At 67.6% G+C, this 12,747-nt stretch carries 10 protein-coding genes and 1 riboswitch; of the genes, 2 read left to right on the forward strand and 8 right to left on the reverse strand.

Translation table 11 applies throughout. The features are described from left to right. Positions 1 to 36: 36 nt before the first annotated feature. The 8 genes from LPB04_RS17335 to LPB04_RS17370 form a co-directional block, all read right to left on the reverse strand. Positions 37 to 2,475: a putative bifunctional diguanylate cyclase/phosphodiesterase gene (locus LPB04_RS17335; protein ID WP_193685751.1), complete on the reverse strand. Its 2,439-nt coding sequence runs from the start codon at positions 2,473 to 2,475 to the stop codon at positions 37 to 39. A gap of 66 nt (positions 2,476 to 2,541) precedes the next feature. Further along, positions 2,542 to 3,897, reverse strand: a complete 1,356-nt coding sequence (locus LPB04_RS17340; RefSeq protein WP_193685752.1) for an amino acid permease — start codon at positions 3,895 to 3,897, stop codon at positions 2,542 to 2,544. A gap of 72 nt (positions 3,898 to 3,969) precedes the next feature. Further along, positions 3,970 to 4,659 carry an MBL fold metallo-hydrolase gene (locus tag LPB04_RS17345; protein ID WP_193685753.1) on the reverse strand — a complete coding sequence of 230 codons (690 nt, stop codon included), beginning with the start codon at positions 4,657 to 4,659 and terminating at the stop codon, positions 3,970 to 3,972. Positions 4,660 to 4,701: 42 nt separating this feature from the next. Further along, the gene (locus LPB04_RS17350; RefSeq protein ID WP_193685754.1) at positions 4,702 to 5,136 is read right to left on the reverse strand and encodes a YeeE/YedE family protein; all 435 of its coding nucleotides are present in this window, start codon (positions 5,134 to 5,136) and stop codon (positions 4,702 to 4,704) included. Positions 5,137 to 5,146: 10 nt separating this feature from the next. Continuing rightward, positions 5,147 to 5,578, reverse strand: coding sequence for a YeeE/YedE family protein (locus tag LPB04_RS17355; protein ID WP_193685755.1), 432 nt, complete (start codon positions 5,576 to 5,578; stop codon positions 5,147 to 5,149). 80 nt (positions 5,579 to 5,658) lie between these two features. Next, complete coding sequence (locus tag LPB04_RS17360) at positions 5,659 to 6,426, reverse strand: TlpA disulfide reductase family protein (protein ID WP_227496454.1); 768 nt, start codon at positions 6,424 to 6,426, stop codon at positions 5,659 to 5,661. Positions 6,427 to 6,734: 308 nt separating this feature from the next. Continuing rightward, positions 6,735 to 7,514 carry a PEP-CTERM sorting domain-containing protein gene (locus LPB04_RS24110; RefSeq protein ID WP_227496455.1) on the reverse strand — a complete coding sequence of 260 codons (780 nt, stop codon included), beginning with the start codon at positions 7,512 to 7,514 and terminating at the stop codon, positions 6,735 to 6,737. A 468-nt stretch (positions 7,515 to 7,982) separates the two neighbouring features. Beyond that, on the reverse strand, positions 7,983 to 9,332 hold the full coding sequence (locus LPB04_RS17370) for a hemolysin family protein (RefSeq protein WP_307727232.1): 1,350 nt from the start codon (positions 9,330 to 9,332) through the stop codon (positions 7,983 to 7,985). Positions 9,333 to 9,597: 265 nt separating this feature from the next. Here LPB04_RS17370 and LPB04_RS17375 point away from each other — a divergent pair, with 265 nt between their 5' ends. Continuing rightward, a complete protein-coding gene (locus LPB04_RS17375) occupies positions 9,598 to 10,566 on the forward strand; it encodes an amidohydrolase family protein (protein WP_193685756.1) in 969 nt (322 codons plus the stop codon). Positions 10,567 to 10,769: 203 nt separating this feature from the next. Beyond that, positions 10,770 to 10,860: riboswitch (cyclic di-GMP riboswitch) on the forward strand. A gap of 88 nt (positions 10,861 to 10,948) precedes the next feature. Then, positions 10,949 to 12,736, forward strand: a complete 1,788-nt coding sequence (locus LPB04_RS17380) for a S8 family serine peptidase (protein ID WP_193685757.1) — start codon at positions 10,949 to 10,951, stop codon at positions 12,734 to 12,736. Positions 12,737 to 12,747 lie beyond the last annotated feature (11 nt).

A 12,747-nucleotide genomic window follows, 5' to 3' on the forward strand; every position in this document is an offset into this window, starting at 1 on the left:
AGGACCGAGACAGCAACACGCGACAGCACCACGAACTCACATTGCGCCGCCCCACACCCGCTCGAATTCTTCCATCGCCACCGGCTTCCCGAACAGGTAGCCCTGCAGCACCCCGCATCCGTGCGCCACGAGGAAATCGCGTTGCGCCTCGGTCTCGACCCCTTCGGCCACCACCTGCAGCTTGAGCGTACGCGCCAGCCCCAGGATGGCGTCGACGATCGCCCCCGCATTCGCGTCCCCGGGCAGGTCCTTGACGAAACTGCGGTCGATCTTGAGCTCGGCCAGCGGGAAGCGCTTCAGGTAGCTGAGCGAGGAGTAGCCGGTACCGAAGTCGTCCAGCGAAAAGCTGACCGCGTGCGCGCGCAGGGCGTGCATCTTGCCGATCACGTCCTCGACGTCCTCGGCGAAGACGCTCTCGGTCAGTTCGAGGCAGAGGCGGTGCGGTGCGGCGCCGGTCTCGACCAGGGTCGCCAGCACGCGCTCGACGAAGTCGGCCTGGCGCAGCTGCTGGGCGCTGACGTTGACGGCGAGCGTGAGGCAGGCCAGCTTCGGGTCGCGCGCCCAGCGCGCCAGGACGCGGCAGGTCTCCTGCAGCACCATCGCGCCCAGCGGGACGATCAGGCCGCTCGATTCGGCCAGGCCGATGAATTCGGCCGGGCCGACCAGCTCCAGCCCCGCATGGCGCGAACGCAGCAGCACTTCGCCGCCGACCAGGCGCCCGCCGACGCCGAACTGGGGCTGGCAGTGCAGCTCGAAGCGCTGGCGCCGGATGCCGTCGCGCAGGTCGCGTTCGAGTTCGATCTGGCGGTCGGCCGCGGCCTGCATGCTGGGGTCGAAGAAGCGCACCGTGTTGCGGCCCTCGGCCTTGGCCCGGTACATCGCGAGGTCGGCCTGGCGCAGCAGGGCGTCGACGCTGGCCGGCAGCGCGCCGAACATGGCCACGCCGATACTCGGCGTGCTGACGCTGGGACGGTCCGCCAGCTGGTAGGGCTGGGCCAGGGCGTGCAGCAGCTTGGCGCCGATCGCGCCCGCTTCGTGCACGGCTGCATCGGCGGTCTCGCCCAGGTTCTCGAGCACGACGACGAATTCGTCGCCGCCCAGGCGCGACAGGTGGTCGCTCTCGCGCACCGTGTGGCGCAGGCGCTCGGCCACTTCGCGCAGCAGTTGGTCGCCGACGTCGTGGCCGAGGGTATCGTTGAGCAGCTTGAAGTTATCGAGATCGATGAACAGCAGGGCGCCGAACTGGCGCGTGCGCTCGCTGCGCGGCAGGATTTTCGCGAGCTGCTCGATCAGCAGGCGCCGGTTCGGCAGCCCGGTCAGGTAATCGAAATAGGCCAGCTCGTAGATGTGGCGCTCGGCCAGCTTGGCCTCGGTGAGGTCGGTATTCGTGCCCGACATGCGCAGTGCCCGGCCGTGTTCGTCGCGCAGCACGAAGCCGCGCGAGAGCACCGGCACGTAATGGCCGTCGCGGTGCCGGAGCCTGAATTCGACGCTGTAGCTGCGGTCCTGGCCGCGCAGCAGGCTGCGCACGAAGTGGATCGCCCGCTCGCGGTCTTCGGGATGCAGCATGGCGGTCCACGTTTCGGGCCGCTCGGGCAGTTCGCCCGGCCGGTAGCCGACCATCTCCCAGTAGCGCTCCGAATAATAGAGCTGGTCGCTGACCAGGTCCCAGTCCCAGGGTGCATCGGTCGAGCCCTGCAGCACCAGGCGCAGGCGCTCCTCGGACTTGAACAGCGACTGTTCGACTTCCTTGAGCTGGGTGCAGTCGGTGAAGCAGACGATCACCTCGTTGACGCTGCCGTCCCTGGCGTGGACCGGAAAGGCGTTGCAGATCAGCCAGCGCAGCGTTTCGCCGCAGCGCAGGCCGATGATGAAATTGCTGAGCATGGTCCCGTGGCGCAGCACCGAGGCGACCGGGTAGTCGTCGGGCGCGAGGACCGTGCCGTCGGCGCGCAGCAGGGTCCAGTCGCTGGCGGCCAGCGGGGCGCGGCGCATGGCGTCGAGGGCCGAGCCGAGCAGGCGCAGCGCATGGCAGTTGGCGTAGACCGCGCGCTCGTCGCTGGCGTGGACGACGACGCCAGCCGGAATATGGTCGAGCAGCTCGTCGAAGCCGCGCGGCCGGCTGGCCGGCGCCGCGGCATGCGTGGGCAGGCCGCTGCCCTCGCGCAGGGTGGCGGTGTAATGGGTGGCCGCGCCGCCGGCGCCCTGCACCGGGACGATGTCGAGTTCCGCCGGCTGGACCAGCGCGTGATTGTGCGCCAGCGCGACGGCCAGTTCGGCCAGGGTACGTCCGACGACGTCGGGGTTCGCCAGGCGGGTACGTTCAAAAAAGGTCTTGCTCGCGGCCAGCACCCGTTGTTCGGCGTCCGCCACCAGCACGCCCGGGTCGGCCGGGTGCGCCGGAGCGGCGCCTGCCGGCCCGGGAAGGGCAGCGGCGCCGCTACCGCGAGCGAAACGCTGTGCAAAGGTTTCCATGTCGTGGCCACCATAGGTAACGGGACCATGGTAGCCGCTTTGTCCAGGCCGCGGCGCGAGGCTCGCTCAGGCCAGCGCGGCGCGGGCGCGGCGCTGGCGCACCACGTAGCCGATGCACAGCACCAGCAGCCATACCGGGATCAGGTAGACCGAGATGCGCATGCCGGGGATCAGGTACATCACCACCGTGATCCCGGCCAGGAAGGCCAGGCACAGGTAGTTCGCGAGCGGGTAGAAGGGGCTCGGGAAGCCGGTGCGGGACCCCGCCTTTGCAGCGCGGAAGCGCAAATGCACGAGCGAGATCGTGGCCCAGTTGATGATCAGGCCCGCCGTCGCCAGTCCCATCATCATCCCGAAGGCTTCGGCCGGCAGGAAGTAGTTCACCAGGATGCAGGCGCCGGTGGCGAGCGCCGAGACCCCGAGCGCGGCCAGCGGCACGCCGCTGCGGGTGAGCTTGAGGAGCGCACGCGGCGCATTGCCCTGGGCCGCGAGGCCATACAGCATGCGCGTGTTGGCGTACACGCCGCTGTTGTAGACCGACAGCGCGGCCGTCAGCACGACGACATTGAGGACGGTGGCGACGGCATTGCTGTTCAGGGCCGCGAAGATCAGGACGAAGGGACTGCCGCCGCTGGCGACCTTCTGCCACGGGAACAGCGACAGCAGGATGAAGAGCGAGCCGATATAGAAGATCAGCACGCGGTACAGGGCCTGGTTGGTCGCGCGCGGGATCGAGCGGGCAGGATCGTCCGCTTCGGCGGCGGTGATGCCGATCAGTTCCAGCCCGCCGAAGGAGAACATGATGATGGCCATCGCCATCACCAGGCCCTGCACGCCGTTCGGGAAGAAGCCGCCATGGCGCCACAGGTTGGCCACGCCCGCCTCCGGGCCGGCCGTGTGCGACACAAGCAGCCAGCCGCCGAACAGGATCATGCCGATCACGGCGACGACCTTGATCACGGCGAACCAGAATTCGAGCTCGCCGAAGGCCTTCACGTTGAGCAGGCTGAAGGAATTGATGATGGCGAAGAAGACGAGGGCCGACACCCAGGTCGGCACCTCCGGGAACCAGAACTGGACATAGATGCCGACCGCCGACAGCTCGGCCATGCTGACGAGGATGTACATCACCCAGTAGTTCCAGCCCGAGATGAAGCCGGCCATGTGGCCGCCGTATTTGTCGGCGAAATAGCTGACGGAACCGGCAACCGGTTCCTCGACCACGAGCTCGGCCAGCTGCCGCATGATCAGGAAGGCGACCAGGCCGGCGACGCCGTAGCCGAGCAGGACCGCGGGTCCGGCCATCTGGATCGTCTGGGCAATGCCGAGGAAGAGGCCGGTGCCGATCGCGCCGCCGAGGGCGATCAGCTGGATGTGGCGGCTTTTGAGGCCGCGTTTGAGTTCTTGTTTTGGGTCTGCCATTGCCGCCTGCGCCGGTATGCAAAAGTCAATGATTCTAATGCATATGGGCATCGGCGGGGATGGAATGGCGGGTCAGACGGTGTGCACCAACCCCAGCCGCCGATTCGCCGGCAGCGCCACGTCGATCATCTTCGGCTGCGGCAGGTCGAGCGCCGCCATCAGGGCGATGAAATCGTCGCGGCTGCGCCCGGCGAGGCGCGCGTTGTTGCGCTTCTCCCAGCCGATGGTCGAGACGCTCTGGCCGCGGTAATCGTGCCCCGGCCAGACCCGGGTCTCGTCCGGCAGGGCGAACAGTTTATCCCGGACGCTGTCGTACAGGTCGCCCGCGCTGCCGCCCTGGAAGTCGGTGCGGCCGCAGCCGTCGATCAGCAGGGTGTCGCCCGTGAACAGGTTGGTGCGCCACAGGAAGCTGACGCTGCCCGCGGTATGGCCGGGCGTGTGCAGGACACGGACCTCCTCGCCGCCGAAGCGGACCACGTCGCCATCCTCGAGCTGGACTTCGGCCGGCGCGATGCCGCAGCCGCTCGGGGCGCAGGCGCGCGCGCCGGTCAGCTCGCGCAGGCGGCCGCTCGAGGTCACGTGGTCGGCATGGGCATGGGTTTCCAGCGCGTAGGCGAGCCGCAGGCCAAGCCGGCGCAGGTGCGCGAGATCGCGCTCGCAATGGCGGTCGACCGGGTCGATGATGGCCGCCTCGCCGTTGGCGGCCGCCAGGATGTAAGTATAGGTCGACGATTCGGCGTCGAACAGCTGGATCGGGTTCATGGCGTTCTCCTCGCCGCGCATTCTACGGCAGCGGAGACGGACTCAGGCCATTTTCGGACCGCGTGCCCGCAGCCATTCGGCCAGCTCGAACAAGGCCATGCCGGCGACCATCGCGAGGACGAACAGCAACGGCTCGCCGCGCCCGGTGCCGAGCGAGGCCAGGGCCGGCCCCGGACAGAAGCCCGCCAGGCCCCAGCCGGCGCCGAAGACGAGGCTGCCGATCACCAGGCGGCGGTCGATGGCGGTGCTTGTGGGCAGCCTGATCGGCGCCCCGGACAGCGTCCGCCCGCGCCGCCGCGCCAGGGCGAAACCGATGGCCGCGACCAGGGTCGCGCCGCCCATCACGAACAGCAGCGACGGGTCCCAGTTCCCCGCGAGATCGAGGAAACCGAGCACCTTGCCGGGGTCGGTCATGCCGGAGACGATCAGGCCGATGCCGAACAGGAGGCCGATGGCGAAAACGAATACGAGTTGCATGGGGTATTCCTCAGGCGAGGGCGTGGCGTACCAGGTACACGGTGACGAAGCCGGCGCCGACGAACAGGCCGGTTGCGGCGAGCGAACGGGGCGAGCGGCGCGCTACCCCGCACACGCCGTGGCCGCTGGTGCAGCCGGAACCGTAGCGGGTGCCGATGCCGACCAGCAGTCCGGCGCCGAGCAGCATGCCGCTGCCGGCGTCGACGTGCAGTTCGGGCAGCGGCTTGAAGAGCGCGTAGAGGACCGGCGCGAGCACCAGGCCGAGCAGGAAGAGGGCGCGCCAGGCGGTGTCGCCATGGCTCGGGCGCAGCAGGCCGCCGAGGATGCCGCTGATGCCGGCGATGCGGCCATTCAGCAGGATCAGGAGCGCCGCGGCCAGGCCGATCAGCATGCCGCCGATGAGCGAGGCCCAGGGTGTGAAGTGGATCCAGTCGACTGTCATGTTCATTCTCCCCTGGATTTGGTCAAGCTGGATCGTACAAGGTGTGCCATCCGGCCAGCGCCCGGGTGAATGATGGCATGTCAGGGCGCCTTGCGCAGCCCGCTCAATTGTTCGTCCAGCGCCGCGCGCGACAACTCGCCCAGGTGGCGCCCGGCCAGCATGCCGCGGCGGTCGTAGAACAGCGTGGTCGGATAGCCGGCCGCGCCCACGGCCGGGGCCAGCGCGCGCGGACCGTCGAGCAGCAGGTTCGGCATGGACAGGCCTTGCGCCGCGAGATAGCGCCGTACCGTATCGGGCTCCTCGCCGGCGTTGACGAAAACAAAGGCGACGTCAGGACTGGCCGCCTGCGCCGCCGCCATGGCCGGCATCTCGCGCCGGCAGGGCGGACACCAGGTGGCCCACAGGTTGAGCACGACAGGCTTGCCCTTGAACTCGGCGAGGCGCACCGCGCTGCCGTCGAGGCGCCGGAAGGCGAGCTCGGGCAGTGGGCTGCTGGCCGGCTGGCTGGCCTGGATGGCCAGTCCGGTGCCGGCCCAGACCAGGATGCCCGCCAGCGCCGCCCCGAGCAGCGGCCGGCGCAGCGCGGGTTGGCGGCGCAGCTGCTCGAAACCGGCCGCACAGGCGGCCAGCAGGCCGGCAAAGGCGACAAAGCCGCCGTCGCGGATGTCGAGCATCGACAAAGGCGCGGCGAGGTAGGTATCGAAGTGCTTGAAGACGAAGGCGGCACGGGCTGCGACGAAGCCCCAGACCGTCATGCGCCACAGGGCGGGGCCGGCATCGATGCCGCGCCGGCGTTGCCAGGCCCAGGCGGCAAGGTTGGCGACGGCGAGTGCTGTGAGGGGACTCACGACCCGCAGCGGCAGGACCAGTGGTCCCAGGTGGATGGCATCCAGGGTGCGCTCCTTGATTCGTAGAACGGACGTTCAGGAGCACATATTAACTGGACAGTATTAACGGAAAATTAAGGCGCTGTTCGCGTTAAGTGTGGAATATGTCCCGGTTGGACCTCAGCCGTTCAGAATTCCACACTTAACGCGAACAGCGCCAAATTGATTGGCACACAGGAGCACGGCGCCTGAAGCCCCGGCCTGCGCGAAAAAAAAGGCGCCGCGTCCGGTGCTGCCGGGACGTGGCGCCTGCGCCGGCATGCCCCGGCTTATCGACCCTTGGCCTTGCTGCGACGGCGCAGCGCGCCGATGGCCAGCGCGCCCGCGCCCAGCAGTGCGACCGAGCCCGGTTCGGGCACTTCGCCGCCGCCGGGACCGCCCGTACCGCCGCGCTCAAATGCGCCGACGTACACGGTTTCCGGTGCCGCCTGGGTGGTCCCCAGCGCGAACTGGATGCCGCCGCCGACCACGCATTGCGACAGTACCGGGCAGGCCAGCATGGCCGCCGCGGCCTGGGCGTCGTCCAGCAGGAACAGGTTCAGGCCGGATTGCCCGATGCCGCCACTGTCGCCGAGCACCAGGTCCGGTCCCGTGTACGAGTAAAAGGTCCGGGTACTGGTCGCCGTATTGAAGAGGCTCAGGTAAAGGTCCGTGAGCGTGGCCGTGTTGCCGGGAGCGCCTTCGCTGATGTTCACCGTAAAGCCCAGCTGGCCGGCGCTGGTGAGGCCGGCGATATCGCTGAGGAAATACGTATTGTTGCCGGCGTTGCCGGCCGTGTTGTCACCGCCTTGCAGCCCCTGGTCGCAGGTCTGGGCGGGCGTTCCCGGGTTGCCGCTGGTGAAGGTCACGCATCCGGACTGGATGCCGTTGACGTTGGGCGGGTTCCCGTTACCCTGGCCATTGTCCTGCACGGTCACGACCGTCGAGACGGCTCCGAGTCCGGTTCCGGTCGTCTGGGTGCCGTTCGTGTAGACGAGGTCGGCGAAAGCCGGCGCGGCACCGGTGAGGCAGGCCGCGCTCACCGCAAGTTTGAGGATTGCTGATTTCATGACGTTCCCTTTGTAACAGTTTTCACATCTGTAACTACCGAACACAACACCGTAAGCGAAGCAATTTGCGAACCAGCGCGAATACAACGAATGGAATCAAACGTTTAGGCGTGTATAGCTCAGCAGCAAGAACGTGACATGTAAAATCTTCCGAATGACTTGGTTTACCTCGATGTCACGTTTCAATCAGGCGCGCTATCGAGGCCCAGGGGCTTGAAAATGGAAATTCCCTGCCGAGCACGGTATTCGGGAAGAGAACGCCGATGTGGAGCGATTGCCGCATGAATCCGACCAAGGAAAGTGGCAAAGACGTAAAGAATATCTAGCTCGCATACATGGTGGCGGTTTTCAAGTTGCACCGGCCGCGAACCATGGAAAAAGGCGAAGGCAGGGCAGCTTGTCGAAATAATTTACAGCAGCGCCGGGGCCGTCGTGTGCGGGCGCCGGGGGTTGCGCGCCTCCACGGAATCAGCTGGTTTCAGGCGTCGTGCCTGCGTGGCGCGCTGTGGCCTGCGGAGCGGGTACATGGCTGACCAGCAGCCGGTCGATCCGGTTGCCGTCCATGTCGACGACTTCGAAACGGTAGTCTCCCCACTGCGCCGTGTCGGCCGCGCGCGGGATGACGCCGAGCTGGTAGAGCATAAAGCCGGCCAGCGTGTGGTAGGTGCCGGCTTCTTCGCCCGGGAAGCGCAGGTCGGTGCCCATCAGGTCGCGGAAGCGGTCGAGCGCGACGCCGCCGTCGAGCAGCCAGCTGCCGTCTTCGCGCTGGACCGCGTCGGGTTCGCCCTGTTCGCCGATGACGGTGACCTCGCCCACCAGCGCGCTCATCACGTCGGTAAGGGTCACCATGCCCTGGATGTCGCCGTATTCGTCGACGATCAGCGCGATCTCCGCATTGTTTTTCTTGAACAGCTCGAGCAGGGCCATCGCGCTGACCGTTTCCGGCACGTACAGGATCTCCTGCACCGCCGCCTCGATATCGATCGCGTCGAGCGAGCCGGCCCGCACCGCCTGGGCCAGCAGCTCACGGGTGTGCACGAAACCGATGATCTGCGAGCGGTCGCCGCGGCAGACCGGCATGCGGCTGTAGTGGCTGGCGGCCACGCGCGCCAGGTTCTCGCTGCGCGGCTGGTCCAGGTCGACCAGGGTCAGGTCGACACGGGGCGTCATCAGCGCCTTCAGGTGGCGGTCGTCGAGGCGCAGGGCGCGCGAGACGATATCGTATTCGGTTTTCTCGAACACGCCGGCGTCGGTGCTTTCCTTGATCATGCCGGTGATGTCTTCCTCGGTCGGCGCCTCATCCTTGTGGCGGCCGATGCCGATCAGGCGGACGATGGCCTCGGTGGCGAGCGCCAGCATCTTCACGAAGGGCGACATGATCGTCGACAGCATCCGTAGCGGCGGCGCAATCAGCGTGGCCATCGCTTCCGGATAGGCCATCGCGATCCGCTTCGGGACCAGTTCGCCGAGGATGATCGAGGCAATCGTGATGCACACCACCACCAGGCCGAGCGAGGCCTGGTAGGCGTAGGGCGCGAGCAGCGGCATTTGCTTGAGCTGGGGTGTCATGTGCGCCACCAGCGAGGCCTCGCCGAAGGCGCCGTTGAAGATGCTGATCAGGGTGATGCCGACCTGCACCGTGGAGAGGAAATGGCTCGGCTCGTCGGCGAGCCCGAGCGCCGTGCGCGCGCCGCGGCTGCCTTCGCCCGCCGATTTCTCCAGCCGCATGCGCCTGGCCGAGACCAGCGCCAGTTCCGACATCGCAAATACGCCATTCAGGAGGATCAGGAAAAGGATGATCAGTATGTCGGTCATCATGGCGTGTGCATTGGTCTCCAGCGGCATGGCGGGCCGCATCCGGGGGCGCCGGCGGCGCGCGATCATTCGCCGGCATCATCGCACGCGGCCTGGCGCGGCCCGCGCACCGCACGCAGGGCCGCGCCCGGGCCTGCGCAGGCGGGCCATGACGGTTCATCCGCGGGCGCACGCGCTTCGGCCATCGCTTTCGACCGGCCGTCGCGGCGGCCGGGCAGGGCGGCGGCGGCGGTGCTAATGTGCGGCCACCAGACCAAGGGAGACAAGCATGCGAAACCGACTGTTCAAGCTGGCCGCGCTGGCGGCCGCGCTGGTGTGCGGCGCCGCCGCCGCCCAGCCGACGCCCGCCGGCGACTACCACCAGCACGTCTTCAGCGACGAGATCCTTGCACTGCTGGGACCGGACGCGGGCTTGAGGCCGGTGCAGGCGAAAGAAGTGATCGGGCTGCTCGACGCGGCCGGCATCCGCAAGGCGGTGCTGCTGTCGACCGCGTATATGTATGGCAGCCCGCGCCGCGCGGTCGAGGACGAATACGCGCAGGTCAGGCGCGAGAACGACTGGACGGCGGCGCAGGCGGCGCAGTTTCCGGACCGCCTGATCGCGTTTTGCGGCGTCAATCCCCTGAAGGATTACGCAATCGACGAGATCAGGCGTTGCGCCGGCAAGCCCGGGCTGAAGCGCGGCCTCAAGCTGCATCTCGGGAATTCCGACGTGCAGCTCGACCAGGAGGCGCACCTGAAGCGCCTGGCCGAGGTGTTCGCGGCTGCGAACCGCGCGGGCATGGCCATCGTGGTGCACATGCGCGCCAGCATCCGCAACAAGCGGCCCTACGGCGCGGCGCAAGCGCAGGCCTTCCTCGACAAGGTATTGCCGGCCGCGCCCGACGTGCCGGTGCAGGTCGCGCACCTGGGCGGGAGCGGGCCGGGCTTCGAGGATCCGCCGGCGCGCGAGGTGCTTGCCACCCTGGCCGCGGCCGCCGAAAGCGGCAGCCGCAGCACGCGCAACCTGTGGTTCGACGTCGCCTCGATCGCCGACCGCGACATCAGCGCGGAGGCGGCCGCACTGCTGGCAAAGCGCCTGCGCCAGGTCGGCATGGGGCGCGTGCTCTACGGGACCGACTCGGCACAGGGGAATAACCTGCGTCCGCGCGAGGCCTGGGCGGCGTTCCGGCGCCTGCCCCTGACCGAGGCCGAGTTCGCGCAGATCGCCGCCAACCTGCCGCCGTATTTCCGCTAGCTGTGGCAATTCGGCCACGACGCTGCGATGACATTGTGACATCAGGACTCATCAATATTTTGCATTGCTGAGTAAACGAGGTATCCTGCCGCCAAGATTTTGAACTTGCAACCGCCATATTCTTTAGCAGAAATACGACAGAGATCACGCGCATGCGTGTTTAGGTTGCCTTACGGAAATTCCAGGGCTACACTCTGCTCAGTAACTGAAAAGGGCAAACACCGCGAAAGCGGTGGACGCAAAGTCAACGGTCTACCGAGCCATGCATGGCTCCATGACGGCAGGACTGCCAGGCATCGACATTCCGTGTTGCGAGCTTTCGTTCGCCCGGATGCATACGGCCAGCATTCCTGTGATTTCTACCTAACAGGATTCGCTTGCCATGATCAATGCTTCCAACCTCTTCTCCCTGCGTCAAACCGCCGCCGCACTGGCAGTCGCCAGTCTCGTCCTCTCGTTCGGCGCCAGCGCCCAGGCCGCACAGCCTGGCGAATTCGCGCGCGGCCGCATCCTGATCGAAGCGCGCGCCGGCCTCTCCGACGCCGAGCTCGACGACCTGGTCAAGGCCCACGGCGGCAAGCGCCGCAAGGTCGGCCAGAGCCGCATGCAGATCGTCGACCTGCCGCCCGGCCTGTCGGAAGAGGACGTGGTCGCCAAGCTGGCGCGCCGCCCGGAACTCAAGTTTGCGGAGCTCGACCGTAAAGTCACGGTCGCGATGGCCGTCAACGATCCTTACATCGGCAGCGCCTGGCACATCGGCAAGATCGGCGCCCCGACCGCCTGGGACAGCACCCAGGGCAGCGGCATCACGATCGCCGTGCTCGATACCGGCGTCAACGTCGCCCACCCGGACCTGAAGGACCGCATCGTTCCCGGCTTCAACGTCCAGGACAACAATACCGACACCAGCGACCTGTGCGGCCATGGCACGGCGGTGGCCGGCACGGCCGCGGCCAGCACCAACAATGCGCTGGGCGTGGCCGGTATCGCCGGCGCCGCGAAGATCATGCCGATCCGTATCGTGTTCAAGGATGCGGCCGGCGCCTGCCAGGCCTATTTCAGCACCATCGCCAGCGGCATCACCTACGCCGCCGACCACGGCGCGCGCGTCGCCAACGTCAGTTTTGTCGGCATCGCGGGCAGCTCGGCCGTGAAAAGCGCCTCGAACTACATGAAGAGCAAGGGCGGCCTGGTCTTCATCTCGGCCGGCAATAACAACGTCGATGAAAACGTGGTGCCCGACACCGCCTTCATCATCGTCTCATCGACCGACAGCTACGACGCCAAATCGAGCTTCTCCAGCTGGGGCAGCTTTGTCTCGCTGGCGGCGCCCGGCACCGGCATCTGGACCACCAACAACGCGCTCGGCTATTCGGCCTGGAACGGCACCTCGTTCGCCAGCCCTGTCGCCGCAGGCGTGGCCGGCCTGATGATGGCATCGCGTCCCGACCTGAGCTCGGCGCAGGTCGAGTCGCTGCTGTTCAAGACCGCGGTCGACCTGGGCGCGGCCGGCCGCGATCCGGTGTTCGGCTATGGCCGCGTGAACGCCGCGGCCGCCGTCAGCGCCGCCCGCGCCTTCGTCAGCACGGTCGACACCACCGCGCCGACGGCCTCGATTGCCGCGCCGCTGGGCAGCAGCACGGTGTCGGGTTCGGTGCCGGTCAGCGTGAATGCGCTTGACAACGTCGGCGTGGCCCGCGTCGAGCTGAAGGTGAACGGCACCGTGGTCGCCACCGACAGCGCCGCGCCGTACAGCTTCAGCTGGAACTCGGCCGGTTCGCCGAACGGCATGGCCGCGTTGGTCGCGGTCGCGTATGACGCCGCCGGCAATGCGGGCGCCTCGAGCACGGTGTCGGTGAACGTCGCCAACGTCACCACCTCGGTGCCGAGCGACACGATCGCGCCAAGCGTCAACATCACCAACCCGGTCGCCGGCGCGGTCAACGGTACGGTGGCGGTGAGCGTCAGCGCCACCGACAACGCGGGCGCCGCCGGCATCCGCACCAGCCTGTCGATCGACGGCGTGCTGAAGGCCAGCGGCAGCGGCGGTTCGCTGTCGTACAGCTGGAACACCAAAAAGGAGCGCGCCGGCACCCATACGGTTTCGGTCACCGCGCGCGACGCGGCCGGCAACGCCAGCACGAAATCGGTTGCCGTCACGGTCAATTAAAACCGTCCGAC

This window comes from Massilia litorea (assembly GCF_015101885.1).
GTDB lineage: Bacteria > Pseudomonadota > Gammaproteobacteria > Burkholderiales > Burkholderiaceae_D > Telluria > Telluria litorea.